The organism is Vibrio sp. V23_P3S9T160 (genome assembly GCF_963886625.1).
In the GTDB taxonomy this organism is placed as follows: domain Bacteria; phylum Pseudomonadota; class Gammaproteobacteria; order Enterobacterales; family Vibrionaceae; genus Vibrio; species Vibrio anguillarum.
This window is the reverse complement of record NZ_CAWPDB010000157.1, coordinates 1-20,875: the sequence shown is the minus strand read 5'-3', so window position 1 is coordinate 20,875 and position 20,875 is coordinate 1. Positions and strand designations below refer to the sequence as shown.

At 44.3% G+C, this 20,875-nt stretch carries 21 protein-coding genes; 9 read left to right on the top strand and 12 right to left on the bottom strand.

Features of this window, described 5'->3' with window-relative positions; translation table 11 throughout:
- Positions 1 to 59 precede the first annotated feature (59 nt).
- On the bottom strand, positions 60 to 947 hold the full coding sequence (locus AACU59_RS14590; RefSeq protein WP_013868239.1) for a LysR family transcriptional regulator: 888 nt from the start codon (positions 945 to 947) through the stop codon (positions 60 to 62).
- Between the two features lie 125 nt (positions 948 to 1,072).
- On the opposite strand from AACU59_RS14590, the gene AACU59_RS14585 reads away from it, so the two are divergent.
- From AACU59_RS14585 to AACU59_RS14575, 3 genes are all read left to right on the top strand, one after another.
- Positions 1,073 to 1,711: an NAD(P)-dependent oxidoreductase gene (locus AACU59_RS14585; RefSeq protein ID WP_094145472.1), complete on the top strand. Its 639-nt coding sequence runs from the start codon at positions 1,073 to 1,075 to the stop codon at positions 1,709 to 1,711.
- A 115-nt stretch (positions 1,712 to 1,826) separates the two neighbouring features.
- A complete protein-coding gene (locus AACU59_RS14580; RefSeq protein ID WP_013868241.1) occupies positions 1,827 to 2,549 on the top strand; it encodes a sulfite exporter TauE/SafE family protein in 723 nt (240 codons plus the stop codon).
- A 73-nt stretch (positions 2,550 to 2,622) separates the two neighbouring features.
- Positions 2,623 to 3,054, top strand: a complete 432-nt coding sequence (locus AACU59_RS14575; protein WP_094145471.1) for a YccF domain-containing protein — start codon at positions 2,623 to 2,625, stop codon at positions 3,052 to 3,054.
- A gap of 79 nt (positions 3,055 to 3,133) precedes the next feature.
- Here the strand turns inward: AACU59_RS14575 and AACU59_RS14570 are convergent, their stop codons facing one another.
- The 5 genes from AACU59_RS14570 to AACU59_RS14550 form a co-directional block, all read right to left on the bottom strand.
- On the bottom strand, positions 3,134 to 4,000 hold the full coding sequence (locus tag AACU59_RS14570; protein WP_161437753.1) for a glycerol kinase: 867 nt from the start codon (positions 3,998 to 4,000) through the stop codon (positions 3,134 to 3,136).
- Positions 4,001 to 4,184: 184 nt separating this feature from the next.
- Positions 4,185 to 4,592, bottom strand: coding sequence for a hypothetical protein (locus tag AACU59_RS14565; protein WP_013868244.1), 408 nt, complete (start codon positions 4,590 to 4,592; stop codon positions 4,185 to 4,187).
- Positions 4,589 to 5,080 (bottom strand): methylated-DNA--[protein]-cysteine S-methyltransferase, encoded by a 492-nt coding sequence (locus tag AACU59_RS14560; RefSeq protein WP_094128604.1) that lies wholly within the window; start codon positions 5,078 to 5,080, stop codon positions 4,589 to 4,591. Before AACU59_RS14560 ends, AACU59_RS14565 begins: the two co-directional genes overlap by 4 nt.
- A 1-nt stretch (position 5,081) precedes the next feature.
- The gene (locus tag AACU59_RS14555) at positions 5,082 to 6,446 is read right to left on the bottom strand and encodes an AlkA N-terminal domain-containing protein (RefSeq protein ID WP_443281414.1); all 1,365 of its coding nucleotides are present in this window, start codon (positions 6,444 to 6,446) and stop codon (positions 5,082 to 5,084) included.
- A 165-nt stretch (positions 6,447 to 6,611) separates the two neighbouring features.
- Positions 6,612 to 7,502 (bottom strand): LysR family transcriptional regulator, encoded by an 891-nt coding sequence (locus tag AACU59_RS14550; protein ID WP_094134235.1) that lies wholly within the window; start codon positions 7,500 to 7,502, stop codon positions 6,612 to 6,614.
- Positions 7,503 to 7,650: 148 nt separating this feature from the next.
- Between AACU59_RS14550 and AACU59_RS14545 the strand changes: the two genes are divergently transcribed.
- Positions 7,651 to 8,010, top strand: a complete 360-nt coding sequence (locus AACU59_RS14545) for a DUF413 domain-containing protein (protein WP_017049330.1) — start codon at positions 7,651 to 7,653, stop codon at positions 8,008 to 8,010.
- A gap of 266 nt (positions 8,011 to 8,276) precedes the next feature.
- Here the strand turns inward: AACU59_RS14545 and AACU59_RS14540 are convergent, their stop codons facing one another.
- A complete protein-coding gene (locus AACU59_RS14540) occupies positions 8,277 to 8,528 on the bottom strand; it encodes a DUF3081 domain-containing protein (RefSeq protein ID WP_017044957.1) in 252 nt (83 codons plus the stop codon).
- A 311-nt stretch (positions 8,529 to 8,839) separates the two neighbouring features.
- Here AACU59_RS14540 and nagB point away from each other — a divergent pair, with 311 nt between their 5' ends.
- Positions 8,840 to 9,640, top strand: a complete 801-nt coding sequence (nagB, locus tag AACU59_RS14535) for a glucosamine-6-phosphate deaminase (RefSeq protein WP_013868251.1) — start codon at positions 8,840 to 8,842, stop codon at positions 9,638 to 9,640.
- 127 nt (positions 9,641 to 9,767) lie between these two features.
- On the opposite strand, the gene AACU59_RS14530 is transcribed toward nagB, so the two are convergent.
- Positions 9,768 to 10,064, bottom strand: a complete 297-nt coding sequence (locus AACU59_RS14530) for a bactofilin family protein (RefSeq protein ID WP_305951630.1) — start codon at positions 10,062 to 10,064, stop codon at positions 9,768 to 9,770.
- 8 nt (positions 10,065 to 10,072) lie between these two features.
- Positions 10,073 to 11,020 carry a M23 family metallopeptidase gene (locus tag AACU59_RS14525; protein ID WP_017044959.1) on the bottom strand — a complete coding sequence of 316 codons (948 nt, stop codon included), beginning with the start codon at positions 11,018 to 11,020 and terminating at the stop codon, positions 10,073 to 10,075.
- 639 nt (positions 11,021 to 11,659) lie between these two features.
- Here AACU59_RS14525 and AACU59_RS14520 point away from each other — a divergent pair.
- From AACU59_RS14520 to AACU59_RS14505, 4 genes are all read left to right on the top strand, one after another.
- Positions 11,660 to 13,609, top strand: a complete 1,950-nt coding sequence (locus tag AACU59_RS14520; protein WP_019280793.1) for a PTS mannitol transporter subunit IICBA — start codon at positions 11,660 to 11,662, stop codon at positions 13,607 to 13,609.
- A gap of 116 nt (positions 13,610 to 13,725) precedes the next feature.
- Positions 13,726 to 14,874 carry a mannitol-1-phosphate 5-dehydrogenase gene (locus tag AACU59_RS14515; protein WP_094144614.1) on the top strand — a complete coding sequence of 383 codons (1,149 nt, stop codon included), beginning with the start codon at positions 13,726 to 13,728 and terminating at the stop codon, positions 14,872 to 14,874.
- 61 nt (positions 14,875 to 14,935) lie between these two features.
- Entirely contained in the window at positions 14,936 to 15,466 is a 531-nt protein-coding gene (locus AACU59_RS14510; protein WP_010319258.1) for an MltR family transcriptional regulator, read from the top strand.
- A 105-nt stretch (positions 15,467 to 15,571) separates the two neighbouring features.
- The gene (locus AACU59_RS14505; protein WP_176428504.1) at positions 15,572 to 16,501 is read left to right on the top strand and encodes a Gfo/Idh/MocA family protein; all 930 of its coding nucleotides are present in this window, start codon (positions 15,572 to 15,574) and stop codon (positions 16,499 to 16,501) included.
- Here AACU59_RS14505 and nhaD read toward each other — a convergent pair.
- From nhaD to AACU59_RS14490, 3 genes are all read right to left on the bottom strand, one after another.
- On the bottom strand, positions 16,498 to 17,946 hold the full coding sequence (nhaD, locus tag AACU59_RS14500) for a sodium:proton antiporter NhaD (protein WP_088733080.1): 1,449 nt from the start codon (positions 17,944 to 17,946) through the stop codon (positions 16,498 to 16,500). The two genes, AACU59_RS14505 and nhaD, sit on opposite strands and share 4 nt — an antisense overlap.
- Before the next feature lie 169 nt (positions 17,947 to 18,115).
- Positions 18,116 to 19,420, bottom strand: coding sequence for a dicarboxylate/amino acid:cation symporter (locus AACU59_RS14495; RefSeq protein ID WP_029189696.1), 1,305 nt, complete (start codon positions 19,418 to 19,420; stop codon positions 18,116 to 18,118).
- Between the two features lie 482 nt (positions 19,421 to 19,902).
- Positions 19,903 to 20,346 carry a DoxX family protein gene (locus tag AACU59_RS14490; protein ID WP_013868258.1) on the bottom strand — a complete coding sequence of 148 codons (444 nt, stop codon included), beginning with the start codon at positions 20,344 to 20,346 and terminating at the stop codon, positions 19,903 to 19,905.
- Positions 20,347 to 20,875 lie beyond the last annotated feature (529 nt).

Below are 20,875 nucleotides of genomic sequence, written 5' to 3'. Positions count from 1 at the left end.
ACACTATGTTTAATCTAGCTAATAATATTGATTAAATTATTATCTAGAATGACTTAACGCTAAGCGATGAGATCGTTTTTCCAGCTTTGAGCGATGAAATCAATGAATTGGCGAACCAATGGGGTTTGATAGCTACGAGAAAGATACACAGCCCATAGTGCGCTGCTTGGGCTGTGAAACTCTGGCAAAACGCGTACTAGTGTTCCTGAGGCGATAAAGACATTTGCAAGATCGCATGGTAGCCGTACGATGCCTTTGTGATGTAGGGCAGCACGGCATAAAATTTCCATATCATTAGCGCGGATGTTGCCATTCACGGTGACAGAGAGCTGTTCATTGTCTTTAACCACATCCCACTTGTTATTACTCATGTGCACAAAGCAGTTGTGCTGGGTTAAGTCATTGGGTGTATTGATAGGAGGGTGTTGGTTGAGATAGCTAGGGGAAGCGCATATGACGGTGCCGACGCTCATTAAACGGCGAGCGATGAGCGTATCATCCGGCTGTTGGGTAAAACGCAGGGCAATATCCACGCGTTCATCGACCAGTTGTGAAAGGCGATCTGAAGCGACAATGTCAATTAACACATTGGGGTGTCGTTGCGTGAAGTCTTCAACAACGGCCAATAACATGTTTTGAGCAAGGCCTATCGGCGCGGCAATGCGAATGGTACCGTTTAAGAGTTGTGACTGTTCCAACGCCCGTGTTTCAAGTTCGGCAGTTTGGTGCAAAATTTGTTCGCAACGGATTAAAGCCTCTTCACCGGCGGTGGTTAGGCTGACTTTGCGTGTCGTGCGGTGCAGTAACCTCTGCTTTAACCAATCCTCAACTTCTTGGACATGACGTGACACTTGTAATCGACTTAAGCTCAAGTTGTCTGCGGCTTTGGTAAAACTGGCAGTATTTGCCACTTCGATAAAACTGCGCATGGCGGTTAGTCTGTCCATGGTATGCCTTTATTAGATAGGAATATTGATACAATCTACATCATTTTTGGGTGTTTTTCCTCCTTCGTTTAACTACTAGACTACAATTGTTGTCGAGAAACAGAAACCGAATGAGGAAATAAATTATGAAAATTGCAGTATTAGGCGCATCAGGTTGGATTGGTAGTCACATTGTCAATGAAGCAAAAGCACGGGGCCACGAGGTGATCGCGTTAGTGCGTGATTCAAGTAAAGTTGATGCTGAAGGTGTTAGCGTTCAACAATTTGATTTACAACAGCCTTTGTCGAAAATTAGCGCTGCGTTAGCAGGTGTTGATGTCGTGATCGCTTCTATCGGCGGACGTGCAGCTGGCAACCACGATATTGTTGCGGCTACGGCGCAAAAACTGCTGTCGGATCTACCGCAAGTGGGTGTGGATCGCCTACTGTGGGTTGGTGGTGCGGGTTCATTGGAAGTCGCTCCCGGTATCAAATTGGTGACCGTAGAAGGTTTCCCTGAAGAGTACAAAGGGGAAGCATTAGCGCAAGGCGAAGCGTTGGATCTCTTCCGTGCGAGTACAAGCAAGGTTAATTGGACATTTGTTAGCCCGGCCGCTGAGATTTTTCCGGGTGAGAAACAAGGTGCTTACCGTGTGGGCGGTGACGCTCTATTGTCTGATGCTGAAGGTAACAGCAAAATCTCAGTCAGTGACTATGCCCTCGCGATGATCGATGAGTTAGAAAGTGCCGCTCACCCTTGTCAACGTATTGGTGTTGCTTACTGATACCAGACCGATAGATCAATTTGGCTATTCTCATGATCGAAAATTGCTGATAACGTGAACGAAGTAATGCTCTCTATGGGCATTACTTTTCTTTGTTTCGCTTATAGGCATTTTAATGGAAATGTTCAGTAGTACGGCGCTTATCGCCATGTTTCTTATTTTCTTGGGTTCATTTGTGCAAACGGCGATTGGTTTTGGTTTAGCGATCGTCGCAGCGCCCTTGCTGTTCTTGATCTCCGCCGACTACGTTCCTGCCCCCATTTGTATCGTGGCGCTGTTTATTTCTATCTTGAACGCCTTAAAGCATCGCTCGAACATTGAGCTTGGCGGTTTAAAAATGGCGCTGATTGGTCGCGTTCCCGGTTCAATTGCGGGCGGTATCCTTCTGGTTTTAGTCTCGACGGATGTACTGGCGTTATGGCTTGGTTTATTGGTGTTATTTGCCGTGGCTGTTAGTTTATTGCCGTATCGCATCGAACCTACCCCGATAAAAATGGGTATTGCGGGTTTTTTCTCCGGTTTCTTTGGCACCAGTTCCGCGATTGGTGGGCCGCCGATGGCGTTGATCCTACAGCATCAAGAAGCGAATCAGTTGCGTGGCAATCTTTCGGCATTTTTTGTGTTTAGCTCGATCATCTCTTTGATTATTCAAATACCGGCAGGTTTTCTGACGTTACATCATTTATGGATAACGATTCCGCTTATCCCCTCAGCTTGGTTGGGTTATAAGTTGGCGATGATGACCACGCAATCACTACCCAAAGATAACATCCGTTTCGCTGCGTTGCTGCTTTGTACGATAAGCGGCGTTACGGCGGTATGGCATGGTTTAGCCTAGCGTTAATCTTCCGTTCAGGTCATGCAATGATACTGAAAGGGTTTATGGGTCTATTTTATACGGAGTAGCAGTGATGAGAACAATCGGCAATATTATTTGGTTTTTACTGGGCGGAGTGTTTATGGGGCTCGCTTGGTGGTTTTTTGGTCTCCTTGCCTTTATCAGCATTATTGGCATTCCATGGGGGCGTGCTTGCTTTGTTATCGGTAACTTTTCGTTTTTTCCTTTTGGGCAAGAGGTGATTTCCCGTGATGAATTGACCAATCAGCAAGATATTGGTACCAGCCCATTTGGCTTAATCGGCAATGTGATTTGGTTTGTTTTCGCTGGTTTTTGGTTAGCCGTTGGTCATATTTTATCGGCGGTGGCGTGTTTTATTACCATCATTGGCATCCCTTTCGCACTACAGCATTTGAAACTCGCGGTTATTTCTTTGGCTCCGATTGGTAAAACCATCGTCCCGAAAGAAGAGGCGGCGAGAGCTCGCTATTCTTCTTATCGTTAATATAGGTTTTGTTTTTTGCTCCTTTTCTCTCGTGTTGCTCTCTCAGTGACGAGAGGAAGGGGGCATCTTGCCAACGCGATTAATACGCTTTAATCCCAAACTCTCGCAGTTTTCTGGGCAGAATGTCATCTAACTGCGCAATGTCTTGCGGGTGAATATTAATCAGAGCAAAGCCGTGATCGTGGTAAATCGCTTGAGTTTGTAAGCGCGTTTTTTCGTCGGTTGCGCCACTATCTGAACCCCAATATTGTAAATATACTTTCCCGGTCGGAAGATAAAAATCGCACATTACGTCAGCTTCTATTGGCAACTGACGCTCATAAGCGTGGACGACGCCTGCCAAATAGAGCCAATTATCGATCAGTAATTCGCCGGTTGAGCGAACATAGTGGCCGTCTAAGGTGCGATGTTTTGCCTCAAATTTTTGGCGAAAGTGAGACAATGATTTATCGGTCGATTGGCTATGAGCATCTTGCCCTAAAAATTCGACGATGGATTGTTTCAGGCGTTTATGGCGCGTCACCGTATCATGCCAAACAACAAATAATTGCTCAGAAGCTTTGTCTTCACGTTGCTGGGCGCCTGCTCTGAGCCCAGCCTCCGTTACTTGCCAGCCTTTTTCTGTTTTAGATATCCAGCCTAACTCACTCAATAGTTGATTTATTTTTTTTGGGTTGAGCCTGAAATGATCGCCAAGCTGAGTGGCACTTAACGTTTTCCCGCTGGTGGCTTGTGTGTCGACGAGCAAGTTTTCCGGCCAGACAATAAATTGGCCATATTGCGTGTGCTGGGCGTATTCGCCGCCAAATTTTGCTCCCAGTTCTGTTAATACCCACTTGTTGTCGAAGCGGTTAATGTACCCTGCTTTTTGGAGGTTACTGAATAGTTGTTTAGCGTCTGTATTACGCAATTTAGCCAGTGCCGAGGTTGACAGTTTTTCTGCCATCATTATCTCCTTATTTCACGAGATCCATTCAATTCAACAGTCTGATATCTCTACCTTACTTGAATTTTGGGTAAATGACAGAGCGAGTGTGTGCGATGGTTTTTAAAATAGATAAAAGCTTAATTTTTGAGCTTAGGTGCGGGTAAACATGAGTGAGTAGAACTGGTCATTGCGTTAACGCGAGTTATTGGCTCGCGTTTTCTACTCCAGACGGTTTGGCTTCAACATTGCCTGTTTTTACCCATACGTTACTCAATTTATACATGGCGCAGACACTGCATGTGAGCACTTCTCCTTTGCCATGGATCACAAGCACGATATCTTCTCGTTTTTCTTTCGAGTTATTGCGTAGCTGGATCGTCAGTTGATTACCATCCACGCTGTAAGCGCGAGACCAGTGCTGAGTTTCAGATTCAGCACGTACAACACCCTCTTCGAAAATTAATAAGTCATCATTGAACTGGTTGTCATAAGTCCCTTTGAACTCATAAGTTTCACGGTTTAACCAACGTTCAAGGTCATCTTGAAAACAGCCTTGCAAAGTGGCTGTAAGGACGAGAATACTGATTGATTTTGCCGTAGATCTTATCATGTTGCTGCAACCTCTGTTGTTGTTCGCTCAAGTTCTAATAAGCTCGCTTTACGGTTTAAGCCCCCCGCATAGCCAGTGAGTTTACCACTTTTTCCGATCACTCTATGGCAAGGAACGATGATCGAAATTGGATTTCTACCATTGGCCAAGCCGACAGCCCTTACGGCTTTGGGGTTACCGATCGCCTCTGCAATCTGTTGGTAGTTCCAAGTTTCGCCATAAGGTATCTTGCATAATGCTTGCCACACAGATTGTTGGAACTCGGTGCCTTTTGCCGCTAAAGGTAAAGTAAATATAGTCCGTTTCCCGGAAAAGTACTCATCTAACTGTTTGATAGTATTGATGAGTATAGTGCAGTGTTCGGATTTTACCCCTAACTCTGTTGGCATGGTGGTTTCGGTTTCAAACCAAGCCCCCAATAAACCTTGCTCGCAGGCTTGCAATGTCATGATTCCTAAGGGGCTGTGATAGTGGGTGAAGCGATTCATATTAGTAATTCCAACAGTGAAAGGTGGCGTAACTTCCCCAAGGTGAAACCTTGTCTGCGTTCAGCTCAGGAAAATGGCTTAAGGCCTTCTTAACCACCAAATCAGTGTCTAGAAAGCAATCTGAATCGGACTGACCTCTTAACCTAGCGTAGTTTACGGTCCACGGCCCAATACCTTTTAGTGAAAGCCAAGCATCCACATCGGCTTCAGGGTGTTGGCACATGAATTGAGCAAAGCGTGTTAAGGTCTCTTTTCGGCTGTGTGGCATCTTTAAAAAGTGCAAGTCAAGCTGTGCGATTTGTTCCGGGCTTGGAAAGTAACTGCTCGTGTTTTGAGCTGGGTTCACCGCATCGACTAATCGGTTGAGCTGGCCAATGGCTGCTTTTATCGAAACTTGTTGACCTAAAATAGCTCTGACTCCCGCCTCCCAACAATTCCAAACGCCGGGAATGCGGATTCCTGAACGAGTGACTAAACCCGAAGCGCAGCCTTCCAAATAGGCCTCGATGTGGCTGATGTCGGCTTCGAGGTCAAATAGGCGGCGTAGTTTTGCCACCAAGTAACGCAGTTTGGTGATGTCTTGCAACTCGAATTCAACCTCTAAATGGGTCGCAGAGTTTAAACTGGCACGAAACCAGCCGGTCGTATTGTGTATGTTGAAGGTGCGTTGATAATGATTGTTACTGACCTGTTCAATGGCGTTTACTGCACGTAATCGATAGAAATCTAGCATATGTTGCCAATCGAAAGGGCCGCGAAAAGAGAGTGTTAATAGGTTTTTTGTCATCAATGCAGTTTTAGATTGCCGCACTTGGCTGGGGGTCAGTTGCAACGTTTTGATAAACGCATCGTTAAAGCGGCGGGTACTGTTGAACCCACAAGCGAATCCTATATCGGTAATGGACAGAGCACTGGAATGCAACAACTGCTTAGCAAACATCAACTGATGGTACTGAGCATATTGTTTCGGTGACACTCCTAAATGAGTTTGAAACAGTTGTCGTAGATAGCGGTCACTGATCCCCAAACGTTCGGCAAATTGAGCCAGATTGCTCGATTGTAATTCACCTTGCTCAATAAGCTTGATTGCACGCAAAAAGGTGGTTTCAACCCCTTTCCATGCCCAAGAATGAGGTGCACTGTCTGGGCGGCAACGCAGGCATGGCCGATAACCCGCTTGTAGAGCCAGTGCGGAGTTGGCGAAGTATTCAACATTCTTTTCTTTTGGCAGGGTTGCCGGACATATTGGGCGACAAAAGATGTTGGTTGTTTTGACGGCAACGAAAAATCGTCCATCAAATCGCGGATCACGGCTAGTGCGAGCCTGTTGGCATTGTTCTTTATCGAGTTCCATCCATGGTGTCATTTGGTATAACGAGCCTTATGCAGTTTTTATAAGCTAAGTGTATGCATGAATTCTGTCGATACTAGCCATTTTCGGAACTAGATGGCTTTTCCTGCGGTTTCTCTTGAAAAAGGATATTCATAACGCTGTATTCAATACCCGCTACAGCGTTATGAATTTGTTGGGTCAGTCGAGAATGACCTCGCCCGCTTGTTGTAATGAGTAAGCACTACTAGGGTTGATGTTTTTGACTAACTTTTCCACTTGCATAATGGCTTCTATCGATGAGCTGTTTTTTCGGTAGCTGAGGAAGATGGGACGCTGCCAATCTTCCACATTGCCAATTCGATACAATTGGCCAGAGTGGATAAAAGGTTCAACAAGTGAGGTAGGAAGGTAAGCGCTTCCCCCTTTTTCTAAAATGAAATCAAGTGCGATACGAGCGGTCGAGGTGCGTAAATAGGGGGTTGGCGTCTTCGGATGTCGCTCAGCATGCTCGGAGGCGAAACGGCTTCCCCAATCGACGTACACGTATTTATTATCAAAGGCGGTTTCCAGTGTGTCAGGACGCGTCGAAACCAACACCAGTACTAAATCTGCGACTTTTTTGCAGTTTAGCTCTTCGGCTTTAATTGGGTCAAAGGCAAACGCCATATCTAAGGTACGCTCCAGTAGGCTGCGGTTGAGCTGCTCGCGCCCCATGACTTCCGCCATAAAGCCATAACCGCTAAAAGCATCAGTCACAACGCTTAAACAGTTTTGTAGATGAGCATCCCAAACGTTGGGCGTTCCCCCTAATGTCAGCTGCAAAGCTCGGCCATTTTCCAAAGAGAGCTCAAACTTGGCTTGTTGCAAAGTAGCCACCATCACTTCGGCATAGCCAACGAGTCGTTCTCCTGCCGATGTGAGCTTTATGTTGTTGCGATCACGCGTAAACAGTTGAGCATCAAAATAATTTTCTAATTGCTTGATGCGTGCGCTGACGGCGGCTTGGGTCAAATAAAGGTTTTCAGCTGCTCGCCCAAAATGACGTACTTTGGCGAGTTCGAGAAAAGTGCGAAAAACTTTTACATCCATATTAAATCCTCTGAAATTACCCCGTCAGATTAACAAGGAAGTGCAATTATGACGATAAAAAATTTTTGTTTTTCTTTTCGGAGATTTACGCCTAATTTTCGCGTGATCTATCGCTACATGGTAGTAGCGCCATTCACATGAGGTTGATATGTCTGAGACTGAATTCCGTCACGGAAAAAAACGTTTTTACGACAATACAAAGTTTCCACGAGGCTTTGCTAAGTCTGGTGATTTTACTCTTGCAGAAGAAGAACTTCTCACCATTTATGGTGGTACCATGCTTGGTCTTGAATCTGGTGAACTCACGCCAGAGAATGCCGAAGAAGCTCATTTTGTTAAGGCGATTGAAAACCCAGGTAAAGCGAAATCTAAGTTAGAGCGTGTCTGGTTAAAATACACTCAACTTGCTCGCGGTCGTAAGCGTTTCCATACGTTGAACGGTCGCAATAAACCGGAAAGTGGTGACGACTATAATGATGAAGAAGTCAGCTTAACGGAAGAAGATTAATCTGTATCTCTAATGCAGGATCTTAAGCCGTAATTTGGTCAGCTTTCTCATTTATCTCTTCAGCCTTATTGTCTCAATAAGGCTGACAAACTCACTTGCATCGCCTTTCATATAAGAGACCTCTGTGCAAAAGAGTGTGACTCAATCAAGATGAGAAAAGTGCTTTCGCTCAAAGCCCTAGTATTGATGACTCACTCGGGCTTTGCATTATCGCCACTCTGCTCATTTGGTCGCGCTTAGCCAATCCATGAGCTGGGTCAACACCGCTACTTAGCCAAAATGGCTACTTTTTTCAAAAAGCTGTCGCGTAGATGCTCTTGGTCATAATCGAGATGGTAGGTATTGTGGAAGCCAACTTTTAGCTCCACACCATTTCCTCGCATGTAAATGTTATAGCCGTCATAGTCTGAAAAAGCTTCGATACCTTCATAGATTTTCCCGAATTCAGTCGGTGTACCATGCGCCATTACTGTTTCATAAGCATGGAGAATTTTCGCGGGTTCAAGTTCGTTTTTCATGGCATTTGCTCCTTTCTTGCTTGTTACTCCAAGTATGGGTAATGAATGCACGCTTCGCCAGATAGTGGAGTGATAGCGACTCAAACTTTACTTAATTTTATAGATGAATTTTTATCTCATTTGGTTATAGCATGTGCCGTATTAGTTAAGCTTACCTGTAGAAATTGCTACAAATTTAAGCGCATTTCTGGTTGAGATTTGAAGAAAGAGCGAAAATTTGACCTAAAACAATGGCAGTTACCCAATACTTATTTTATAATGCGAATTAATGTTCTATTACACCATAATATTCCAATAACTAGGGGCCAATCATGAGACTTATCCCGTTAAAGCAGGCTGCACAAGTCGGCAAGTGGGCAGCAGCACACATCGTAAAACGTATCAACGCATTCAACCCAACGGCAGACCGTCCTTTTGTATTGGGTTTACCTACTGGTGGCACGCCATTGACGACTTATAATGCACTGATTGAAATGCATAAAGCGGGCGAGGTGAGCTTTAAACATGTCGTGACATTTAATATGGATGAATACATTGGTATTCCTGAAAATCATCCAGAGTCATACCGCTCATTTATGTATAACAATTTCTTCAATCATGTTGATATTCAAGAAGAAAATATCAACTTACTGAATGGCAACGCACCAGATGTTGATGCAGAATGTAAGCGCTATGAAGACAAAATTAAATCATACGGCCGCATTAATTTATTTATGGGCGGTGTGGGTAATGATGGGCACATCGCGTTTAACGAGCCTGCTTCTTCACTTTCGTCACGCACTCGCATTAAGACACTGACAGAAGATACGCGCATTGCAAACTCTCGTTTCTTTGATGGTGATATCAACCAAGTTCCTAAATACGCGCTAACGATTGGTGTAGGCACACTGCTAGATTCAGAAGAGATCATGATTTTGGTGACAGGCCACAATAAGGCGCTGGCTTTGCAAGCGGCCGTGGAAGGAAGCGTCAACCATTTGTGGACAGTCTCCGCATTACAACTTCACGCGAAATCAGTGATTGTATGTGATGAACCATCGACTCAAGAACTAAAAGTGAAAACCGTAAAATACTTTGCGGAATTAGAAGCAAAAAATATCGAAGGTTTCTAAGTCTCTCCCTGTTGGGAAAGGACATTCATAAACAAAAGGCCTGCTAACATCAGCAGGCCTTTTTACACTTTGTAGCAAATGGGACTTTCTATCAAATGGGGAAGTGCGAACGAAATCGGTAGTTGAATTAACCTTCAGCAGCGATTTTCGCTTCTTTTAATTCAACTACTTGTTTCTCCGGGGCAGGGTAGGTTACTCCATTAAAGCGCCCACCTTGTTCAATGCTCAAGTCGTCGCTATAAATAGACCCTGTGACGCTCCCTTTGCTTAAAATTTCAATTTTAGTCGCGTGACATGTGCCTTGGAACTCGCCATTAATGATGATGTGGCCTGCGTACAGCTCACCATTAACCGTGCCTGTTTCACTAATGACGATGGTTTTATCAACGTGCAATTGACCTTCTACCGACCCGTCAATTTGAATGTCGCTTTCTAACCTGAGTTCCCCACTAATGGAACAGCCTTTTGCGATGAGAGTTGTAGCTGAGTGCTGACTCTTAGCTCGACTTTGTTTACTAAAGATTCCCATCGGATACCTCTTACCTTACTAAATATCGTTTCAAAATCATTCACGCCCCAATCAACAAAAGGTCTTGGATCTAATGAACGGCCGACAAATCGAATTTCATAGTGCAAATGTGGGCCAGAAGATAACCCACTGTTTCCAGAATAAGCAATTAAGTCGCCCTTCTGTACAAAATCGCCCCCTTTCACGGCAAATTTTTGCAAATGAGAATAGGAGCTGGTAAATCCATAAGAGTGCTGTAAGCGTAAAAAATTGCCTGACCCTTTATCACTGGCGCGAGTGACTTCGGCAACGCCATCGGCTGGTGCATAAATTGGAGTGCCTATGTTAACCGCAAAATCTTGCCCGCGGTGAATTTTGACGTTGCCGGTCACAGGATGAATACGCTCACCGTATCCTGACGAAATTCTCGCATTATGCACAGGTGCACCGCTGGGTATTTGGGTCAGCATCACCATTCTAACTGAAGAAGTGATAGCGGCGGTGTCTAAACGTGATTCTAATTCCGCTCCGCTTTCATCCATACCCAATACTTTTTCAAGATCGCCGAGCCTGTCTGAAACAACCTGCATCTTTTCTTCTCGTTCGAGCAGGTCATTCTCTAAGCTGTTTTTTAGCTCCTTTAAAGAGGTGACTTCTTCGGTCAGTGACATCGACTGGCTCTCTAACTCTTGTTGCTTGAGTTTAGCAAAATCAACTTCATCAAGAAGGTAATAGATAACGCCGCCAGTGGCGAGAATGCTGGCAACCAGCACATAGCCAAAACCTTTTAAAAAATGTCGGAACCATTTACCGAGATGAAAGTGCTTCGTCCCATGGATGGATGAAACGGAAACAACCACTCTTTCTTTCATGAATTCGTTCACAGCGTCTATGGTTAACAGTACAGCCGATTCTAACAGGGAATGCTCAGGGTCAAAACATTTTGCGTTGTAAGGCTATACTCGTCCCACCTCTTATTGTTCGGTTTGTGAATTGGAGCGTATCCTTGGCCTGCTTTTAGAAGAAGATCCGATGTTGTTAGTAAAAAAAGCCATATTAATGTATGAGCTAATATTAATATGGTTTTGTGTATATAAGTTACAAAATAGACAATATGGAAGTGGTGGTTTTATTTCGATTAGTGAAATAAAGATGTAATTGTGATTTTTATCACTTTCGGTTCTTTAATTTTTAATAATTAGAGTTAAATTGTGATTTTAATCTCTTTTTTATTAAAAGTTAAAACTCAAAAAGTATGATGTTGATCGCTTAAGTCTTGTTGACAAGTTGTATTTTTGTTTTTTGTTGTAAATTTACATGTCAATTTAATGACCATGATCACGAAGAAATGATTTGTAAGCTAGGATTTATGAGGGGCTGATCACGAAAAACCCGTCGTCAGTTCCAGAATGAAATTGTGTGGTAAATTGATTGTGTACTAAGCAATCAACGGTTTTTCGCAGAACCGTTACAACAACAATATTCATCAGAACATCGAACGGGGAATCCACATGATATCACCAGATGCAAAGATCAAGATACAAAATTTTGGTCGCTTCTTATCTAACATGGTTATGCCAAACATTGGCGCGTTTATCGCGTGGGGCTTTATAACCGCACTATTTATCCCAACAGGTTGGCTACCGAATGAAACGTTAGCATCTATGGTTGGGCCGATGATTACTTACTTATTACCACTGCTGATTGGTTACACGGGTGGTAAATTGGTTGGTGGAGAACGTGGCGCTGTTGTCGGTGCCATCACCACAATGGGTGTGATTGTCGGAACAGATATCCCCATGTTCATGGGAGCCATGATGGTTGGCCCTATGGGTGGTTGGGCGATCAAAACCTTTGACCAACGTGTTGAAGGTAAAGTAAAAAGCGGTTTTGAGATGTTGGTAAACAACTTCTCGGCAGGCATTATTGGTATGCTTGGCGCAATCTTGGCGTTTTACCTTATTGGGCCATTTGTCAAAGTGCTCTCTGGTGGTTTAGCGGCAGGCGTAAACTTCCTAGTTTCAGCACACCTTTTACCACTCACCTCTATTTTTGTTGAACCCGCGAAGATCTTGTTCCTTAACAACGCGATTAACCACGGTATTTTCTCACCGTTAGGTATTCAACAAGCCAGTGAAATGGGGCAGTCAATCTTCTTCTTAATTGAAGCAAACCCTGGCCCTGGTCTCGGTATTTTGTTGGCTTACATGGTGTTTGGTAAAGGTACAGCACGTCAAACAGCTGGTGGCGCTTCCATCATTCACTTCTTCGGCGGCATCCATGAGATTTATTTCCCATACATACTGATGAATCCACGTCTGATTCTTGCAGCGATTGCTGGTGGTATGACAGGGGTGTTCATTTTGACTCTCTTCAATGCAGGTATTGTTTCTCCAGCGTCTCCTGGCTCTATCTTTGCAGTGCTACTGATGACACAGAAAGGATCGATTGTTGGCGTATTATGCTCAATATTTGGTGCGGCAGGTGTGTCCTTTACCGTTGCGTCATTATTGATGAAAGCACAGAGCAGCACCGAGGAAGAAGGTGATGAAGCGGCGTTAGAAAAAGCCACATCACAAATGAAAGAGATGAAATCGAGCGCAAAGGGCAATGTGACGACGGCTTCTCAAAAAAGCAATATTGATTTAGCCAACGTGAAAAGCATTATTGTTGCTTGCGATGCGGGTATGGGTTCAAGCGCAATGGGCGCAAGCATGCTGCGTAAAAAAATCAAAGATGCGGGCTTAGCGATTCACGTCACTAACCTTGCCATCAATAGTTTGCCGGAGAACGCAGAAATCGTGATTACTCATAAAGACCTGACTGGCCGCGCACGCACACATGCACCCAGTGCACAGCATATTTCACTGAGCAACTTTTTAGACAGTGAAATGTACAACCAGCTTGTGACTAAGCTTTTGGCAGCTCAACGCCCTAAGGCGGCGAATGATAGCGATGTGATTAAAGTATCCATCCTCGCTGCGAATGACGACAGCTTTGAAATTCAAAAACCGTCCGTTTTTCAAATCCAAAAAGAAAACATTCACTTAGGTTTGAATGCCGCTAATAAAGAAGAAGCCATTCGTTTCGCTGGCAATAAGTTAGTTGAGCTTGGCTATGCGGAGCCTGAGTATGTTGATGCCATGTTTGAACGTGAGAAAATGGTATCCACTTATCTTGGAGAATCGATTGCCGTTCCTCATGGCACCGTCGCCGCCAAAGACCGTGTGATTAAAACGGGTATTGTGATTTGCCAATATCCTGCTGGTGTGCAGTTTACGGACGACCAAGATGGCGTAGCGAAACTGGTTATCGGTATTGCCGCCAAAAATGATGAACATATTCAAGTTATTACCACCATTACCAACGCACTCGATGAGCCTGATGCTATCGAGAAGCTCACCTCAACCAGAGACGTGAGCGATATCTTGGCCATCCTATCGGGTAACCAAGCAGCGTAACGCTTTTGCTCCTGAGGCAAAACGAGGTCGGCTGTTCCCCTATACTGCTGACCTCACCTCAATTGAAGTATTAAGCGCTCTTTTCTCTTTTAGATAAGTTTTTGGTAGGTAAGATTATGAAAAATGCAGTACATTTTGGCGCGGGTAACATTGGTCGTGGTTTTATTGGTAAATTATTGGCCGATGCAGACATTGAAGTGACTTTTGCCGATGTAAATGAACCTTTGGTCGATCAATTGAGTCATCGTCAAGAATACAAAGTAAAGGTAGTGGGTTCTGAGTGCAAAATTGATACTGTCACTCATGTCACTGCGGTGAATTCAGCCAGTGATGATGTGATTGATCGCATTGTAAAAACGGATTTAGTTACTACAGCTGTCGGCCCTGCAGTGCTTGATATCATTGCGAAAACGATCGCCAAAGGCATCACCAAAAGATTTGAAGCGGGCAATGAACAGCCACTCAATGTGATCGCTTGTGAAAACATGGTGCGTGGTACAACACACCTGAAAGGCGAAGTGTATAAATATCTAGACCCATCGCTGCATGCTAAAACCGATGAGTTAATTGGTTTTGTCGATTCCGCGGTGGATCGCATTGTGCCACCTGTCGAAGCCGCGAACGATGACCCGTTGGCCGTGACGGTTGAAAGTTTCAGCGAATGGATTGTTGATGAACAGCAATTTAAAGGTGAGATTCCCAACATTGAAGGGATGGAAAAAACCAATAATCTGATGGCTTTTGTTGAGCGTAAACTCTTCACCTTAAATACTGGGCACTGCATTACCGCCTATTTGGGTTGTTTGAGTGGTCATAAGACGATTCGTGAAGCAATTGAAGATCCTGCAATTCGTCAGCAAGTGAAGCAAGCCATGTACGAAAGCGGTGAAGTACTCATTCGTCGTTACGGTTTTGACCGTGAATTGCACGCCGCTTATATCGAAAAAATATTGAGCCGCTTTGCCAACCCATATTTGGTGGATGAAGTGGATCGCGTTGGTCGTCAGCCAATACGAAAATTAGGCCCCAATGATAGATTAATCAAGCCATTACTCGGTACAATCGAGTACGGTGTTGAAAACAAAATGCTATTGAAAGGGATTGCGGCGGCCCTTAAGTATACCAACGACAGCGATCCTCAAGCGGTCGAGCTTCAAGCATCATTGAATCAATATGGCGTATGTAAAACACTGGCCCATTACACAGGGTTAGATGAGCAGAGCGAGCAGGTTAAGCAAATTGAAGCGATCTACAAACAGCTTTAATCACATAAATACTTTGGAGGGCGCTAATGCCCTCCCTTTATAACAACAATTAGTACAGCGTATGGCAGATAGAATTAACGAAAGCGATATAATTGAACGACTGAATAGTGCCCATTCGGTGCGCGGATTCTTTATTACGACGGTTGAAGTGTTCAATGAGGCGATTGATGCATTAATGCAACGCATTTTTCGCAAAGATAACTTCGCTGTCCAATCAGTAGTTGGCCCTCTATTGCAAGATTCTGGACCACTCGGCAACTTGTCTGTCAGGCTAAAACTGCTGTTTGGTCTTGGGGTATTACCTGATGATGTTTACCACGATATTGAAGATATCATCAAACTGCGTAATCAACTCAACAGTGATGGTGCTGAATACGAGTTCACCGACCCGAAAATTTTGGTGCCGATAAAAAAGCTCCATTTGGTGGCCAAAATGGGCATGGTGCAGTTGGAAGTATTGGAACCGGATGGCGACATTGAACTGGATTTTTACCAGCTTCAACTTCAGCGTCAGCAACAAATCATCAAATCCGGGCTCTCATTGGCGATTGTCGAAATTTGCAATGAGCTGAACAAAGAGAGCCCATTTTAACCTCATCCCAGACAGGCAAGGATTGCCTTTCCTCTGAGTTCTACACCTCCCTTTTTAATCTTCTTGTGTTAGCCTAACCTTCATCTAACGAAAAGAGATTTGATGATGAAAATTGGCATTATTGGTATAGGTGATATCGCGCAAAAGGCGTATCTTCCGGTCATCACACAGCGCCCAGATTTAGAATTGGTATTTTGTACTCGTAATCCAGCTCTTGTTACGCAACTAGCGCAGCGTTACCGCATTTCAGAGAATTGCACGGATTATCGAGAGCTACTTGGCTATAACGTTGATGCGGTTATGATCCATGCGGCGACCTCGGCTCACCCTCAAATCGCCCAATTTTTCCTTGAACACGGAATTCCAACCTTTGTTGATAAGCCGCTAGCCGACAGCGCAAGCGCCTGTGAAATGTTGTATGAGCTTGCAGAAAAGCATCGTCAACCTTTGTATGTGGGGTTTAATCGCCGACATATTCCGCTCTATAACCAACACCTAAATGCAGTGCAAACTGGTAATAGAAACGACTTACGTTCGCTTCGTTGGGAAAAGCACCGCTATGATCTGCCCGGTGATGTGCGCACCTTTATCTTTGATGATTTTATCCATCCGCTAGACAGCGTAAACGTGAATGCTAAAACCACATTGGATGATGCTTATATTACCTACCAGCAGCATCAAGGTCAGTTATCCCGCTTGGATGTTCAATGGCAACACGGCGAAAGTTTGCTGCATGCCTCAATGAATCGCCAGTTCGGCATAACCGCTGAGCGAGTCAGCGCGAGCTTTGTGAATGAAGGTTTTGAGTTTGATTCGTTTACACAAGGAAAACGTTGGCATCAAGGGCAAGAGCAAGCCCTTAGTTTAAAAGATTGGACGCCAATGCTTGCCAGTAAAGGCTTTAGCGCCATGATTGACGATTGGATTGGCGTGATAAATAGTGGAAAGCTGGCTTCAGAAGTGGTGGCACGCAACTTGGCCTCGCACCAGCTGGCAGAGGCGCTGTGTCATTATATTGCGAAGCAAATTCGTTAAAACAAAGCGTGATTGAGTAGTAAGTGGACACCAATACTTGCGGCGTAGCCTGTTGCAATAATCGGTGTCCATTTTAGATGGCCTACAAAGGTGTATTTGCCGTGTGCAGCGCCCATCAGAGCCACTCCAGCGGCTGAGCCAATCGAGAGTAAACTGCCGCCGACGCCCGCTGTTAATGTGACGAGCAGCCAGTTTCCTGTGGACATATCGGGTTCCATCGTCAGTACTGCAAACATGACGGGAATGTTATCGACAATTGCCGAAAGAAAACCAATCATCACGTTTGCCCATATGGGGTTCCATTGGCTATACATCACTTCCGAGATCAAGCCTAAATAACCCAGTAAGCTTAGCCCTCCTACGCACATGACCACCCCGTAGAAAAACAGTAGCGTATCCCATTCGGCGTGTGAAACTCGCTTAAAGACATCGAATGGCACTACAGAACCAATACGTTTTAGGGCGGCCTCGTCATTATTTGCAATCGCAATTACGGTTTTTTTGGCCAGCGAAGTAGGTAAGGTTTTCCTGAGGAAATAGCCAAAAAATTGTAAGTAAGCGAGCCCCATCATCATGCCTATAACGGGTGGAAAGCGCACCACCGCATGGAATGCTACGGCGGTAGCAATGGTTAACATGAAAAGTACGACAATACGGCGGGCTCCACGTTTAAGCTCGACATGTTCATGCAGGGTGGTTGGCTTTTCCTTGGGCAGAAAAAATGACATCAGCAATGCAGGAACAAGGTAGTTGATCACAGAAGGGAGAAACAGAGAAAGGAACTGTGAAAATGGCACATGGCCCGCTTGCCAAACCATTAAGGTGGTGATGTCTCCAAAAGGGCTAAAAGCGCCTCCGGCGTTAGCCGCTACGACGATATTAATACAAGCAATGTTGATAAAACGTGGGTTGTTTCCTGCCACTTTTAGTACGACAGCGCACATCAACAGCGCGGTGGTTAGGTTATCGGCAATTGGCGAGATGAAAAATGCAAGCAGCCCCGTGATCCAAAAAAGAGCACGAAAATCAAAACCTTTTCCCACCATCCATGCTTGTAATGCATCAAATAATCGCCGCTCTTCCATTGCACTGATGTAGGTCATCGCGACTAACAGAAACAGTAATAATTCGGCGTATTCCAGCAAATTATGCTCTAGCGCGTTTTTGGCAATCTCGGTTAATTCATACTGCTGATAAACATAACCAATCATGGCCCAAATTAAACCAGCTGCAAGTAACACAGGTTTAGACTTTCGTAGCTTAAGGTACTCCTCCATCATGACCAAAGTGTATGCCAGAGTAAAAATGACTAAAGAGGCATAACCAATCGTTGAGTGTGTTAGATCTAACGAATCGATATCGTTAGAGGAAGCAAGAGCGACTGAAGGAAAGAGTAAAGTGCAGAACAAAAGAAGCCATGTGCGTCGAGGTATCATTGTGTTCACTCCTAGAAAGTTAGGCTGATAAAATTCTAGATCTATTGAAGATAGTTCGGTGTGAGATAGCTCTGATCTACTTGATTTTTAATCTTATTCTTGACCTGTAAAGCGAATAAAGAAAAACCCTGTAGCAATAGCGACAGGGTTTGATTTTGATGAGTGGAAGTGAAGAAAGTTAGGCTTGAGCTTTTGCTAAATGGACTTCTTCTTCTTTCACGCCAGCTTGTGGATCATTAAAGCGAGCTTCGTCTAACGCGCCTTCTGTTTTCGCCACAATAAGAGTCACACAGCTATCACCAGTAATATTGACTGCGGTGCGGATCATATCTAATAAGCGGTCAACACCCATAATCAAAGCAATACCTTCTAGTGGCAAGCCGACTTGGTTTAGCACCATCGCTAGCATGACAAGGCCAACTCCCGGAACGCCTGCTGTACCAACAGAGGCTAGTGTTGCCGTGAGGATGACCATCACGTAGTCACCCATGGTTAGGTCGATATTGAACGCTTGGGCAATAAATGCTGTCGCAACGCCTTGCATGATCGCTGTGCCATCCATGTTAACGGTCGCACCTAGCGGAATGGTGAAAGAAGCTATCTTGTTATCAACCCCTAAGCGGTTTTTAGCCGTTTCCATGGTGACGGGTATAGTCGCATTGGAAGAGGCTGTAGAGAAAGCGAACATAATGGCATCTTCCATTTTACGGAAGAAGGTGATTGGACTTAAACCAGTAAAGCCTTTCAACATCAAACTATAGGTGACAAAACCGTGTAGTAGCAGGGTAACCGTCAGTACTACGAAGTATTCTGCGAGGTTCAAAATGGCACTTAAACCAAGGCTGGTGAACAGTTTTGCCATCAGGAAAAATACGCCGTATGGAGCAAGGTTCATCAACAAGGCGACTAGTTTCATAATAACTTCGTTCAAGTCATTAAAAACGCCCGCAATACGCTCGCCCGGTTTACCCGCGGCACTGATGGCTATGCCAAATAGTACGGCAAAGACGATGACCTGCAGTGTTTTACCTTCTGCCATCGCGCTGATTGGGTTGGTCGGGAACATATCAATAAACACTTGGCCCAAAGAAGGGGCTTGCGCAGATTGGAATGAGCTTGCTGCGGTTAAATCGGCTCCGGACCCCGGTTGAAACACAGTGCCCATTGTCAGTGCCAGTGTGATGGCAATCGCAGTGGTTGCGATGTAAAAGGCTAGGGTTTTACCGCCCATGCGGCCAAGTGTGGTGAGATCTTTCAGTGAGCTCGTACCACAAACGAGAGAAACAAACACGAGGGGTACAACTAACATTTTTAAGCTGGCGATAAAGATTTTTCCGCCAACATCGAATAAGCCGTTAACGATATACGCGTCAACAAATCCGTTTTCAGCAAATAGGGCTCGAATGGCAAAGCCAGTCAAAATACCCGCTACCATACCTAAAATAACACGGCCGGTAAGCGACATCGGTTTTTTGGTATTCATTGTGAACACTCCTTTATTTTATGCACTTCGACATCATTTCAAAGCGTGCCGCAGGTTAGCAGGGCTGAGTGCAAATCAAAAAGTAAAATAATGTTAACGGTTAATTGCTGTGATCTTTATCACTTAAAACTGCCCATCCTTTACGTTTTAATAACCTATTTTTGGTTTTAAATTTTTATTTTTTATCATTTGGCAACACATGAATCTTTTGTGTTAACAAATGTCACTATTCTCATCTAATGGTAATTCGCTAGTTTTCATTCAATTTTAAGCTCGTTTGGTTGCATATTTACCCATTAAGGTTGCTTTATATGAATAGGGTCTCAACGGCACTTTTATGTAGCATAAAAAGAAGGGCATGCAACACAAGTAGAGAAAGGAAGGAAAGTGATACTAAGTTGAATGTTATCGACTGAAAATCTTAATGTTTGAAGGAGGCTTGGCCTCCTTCAATGAAACGGTATGCTGGCCTTAGGCATAGATTATGCGAGCTTTTTATTTAACCAGTTATCAAGTGCTAATTTGCCAGCACCAGAGAAAACCAACGATACACTGGCTGCAAGCAGCGCAAGGCCAAACTCATAACCGTTATTAGCCATGAATAAGCCGTTACCTAAGTGTACAGAAGCGATTGCGACGATCATCGTAATAGAAAGAAGCAAGGCGGCAGGGCGAGTTAGTAAGCCAAGCAAAATGAATAGGCCCCCAAAGAATTCACCACTACCCGCTAAAAATGCCATCAGCACACCTGGGTTTAAGCCAATTGAAGCCATCCATTGACCAGTGCCTTCTAATCCATATCCTCCAAACCAGCCAAAGAGTTTCTGCGCACCGTGCGCCATAAAAATGATGCCAATTGGGAAACGAAGCGCAAGCGCAGAAAATCCAGAAGTTGATGTGGTTAGTTGTTTCAATAGTGCTTTCATTAAAGTGTCCTCAGATTCATTAAAAGGTAGTAGGTGCTCAGCGGCTTCCTAGCTGTTGGAGCCAGTGTAGAGTGATTCGTAACCTGAGATAACTCACTCCGCTTGATGATTAAGTTCGAAAAAATTGAACAAGATTTATCTAGTACTTTTCTTAGCGCGGGGAATGTTGTGACCTTCTATCTATGATGAATCATGCCGATTGATCGTCTGATATCCCCTTCCTACTTGAAGCTGCAGCGGTGTTGGTTACGTTCGCTCACTTCATCAAATCGTTTATCTATGCTCATGGGGGAAACTTACTTTCCAACCTACCTGCAACTTCAAGTTGTGTAGTTATACACAATATTATCATTTATTCGGACACTAATAGCATTCGGATTGACCTGTATTTCATAATAGTGTCTTTTCAAAGGAGCAGATAATGAATTAAAAAACGAAGAAGGTTACTAAAATAAACGAACTACCTTTGGGTCGTTAGTTATATCTTTCTTTACAATGTCATCCATCATCTGTTTTCTCTTTACCATGG

Bases quoted from the DNA above. Each gene is read 5' to 3' on its own strand.
- AACU59_RS14565 (WP_013868244.1), bottom strand. From the start codon at position 4,592: ATGATAAGATCTACGGCAAAATCAATCAGTATTCTCGTCCTTACAGCC.
- AACU59_RS14550 (WP_094134235.1), bottom strand. From the start codon at position 7,502: ATGGATGTAAAAGTTTTTCGCACTTTTCTCGAACTCGCCAAAGTACGT.
- AACU59_RS14570 (WP_161437753.1), bottom strand. From the start codon at position 4,000: ATGGCAGAAAAACTGTCAACCTCGGCACTGGCTAAATTGCGTAATACA.
- AACU59_RS14585 (WP_094145472.1), top strand. From the start codon at position 1,073: ATGAAAATTGCAGTATTAGGCGCATCAGGTTGGATTGGTAGTCACATT.
- AACU59_RS14515 (WP_094144614.1), top strand. From the start codon at position 13,726: ATGAAAAATGCAGTACATTTTGGCGCGGGTAACATTGGTCGTGGTTTT.
- AACU59_RS14540 (WP_017044957.1), bottom strand. From the start codon at position 8,528: ATGAAAAACGAACTTGAACCCGCGAAAATTCTCCATGCTTATGAAACA.
- AACU59_RS14580 (WP_013868241.1), top strand. From the start codon at position 1,827: ATGGAAATGTTCAGTAGTACGGCGCTTATCGCCATGTTTCTTATTTTC.
- AACU59_RS14510 (WP_010319258.1), top strand. From the start codon at position 14,936: ATGGCAGATAGAATTAACGAAAGCGATATAATTGAACGACTGAATAGT.
- AACU59_RS14490 (WP_013868258.1), bottom strand. From the start codon at position 20,346: ATGAAAGCACTATTGAAACAACTAACCACATCAACTTCTGGATTTTCT.
- nagB (WP_013868251.1), top strand. From the start codon at position 8,840: ATGAGACTTATCCCGTTAAAGCAGGCTGCACAAGTCGGCAAGTGGGCA.
- AACU59_RS14555 (WP_443281414.1), bottom strand. From the start codon at position 6,446: ATGACACCATGGATGGAACTCGATAAAGAACAATGCCAACAGGCTCGC.
- AACU59_RS14545 (WP_017049330.1), top strand. From the start codon at position 7,651: ATGTCTGAGACTGAATTCCGTCACGGAAAAAAACGTTTTTACGACAAT.
- AACU59_RS14525 (WP_017044959.1), bottom strand. From the start codon at position 11,020: ATGAAAGAAAGAGTGGTTGTTTCCGTTTCATCCATCCATGGGACGAAG.
- AACU59_RS14520 (WP_019280793.1), top strand. From the start codon at position 11,660: ATGATATCACCAGATGCAAAGATCAAGATACAAAATTTTGGTCGCTTC.
- AACU59_RS14560 (WP_094128604.1), bottom strand. From the start codon at position 5,080: ATGAATCGCTTCACCCACTATCACAGCCCCTTAGGAATCATGACATTG.
- AACU59_RS14575 (WP_094145471.1), top strand. From the start codon at position 2,623: ATGAGAACAATCGGCAATATTATTTGGTTTTTACTGGGCGGAGTGTTT.
- AACU59_RS14590 (WP_013868239.1), bottom strand. From the start codon at position 947: ATGGACAGACTAACCGCCATGCGCAGTTTTATCGAAGTGGCAAATACT.
- AACU59_RS14505 (WP_176428504.1), top strand. From the start codon at position 15,572: ATGAAAATTGGCATTATTGGTATAGGTGATATCGCGCAAAAGGCGTAT.
- AACU59_RS14495 (WP_029189696.1), bottom strand. From the start codon at position 19,420: ATGAATACCAAAAAACCGATGTCGCTTACCGGCCGTGTTATTTTAGGT.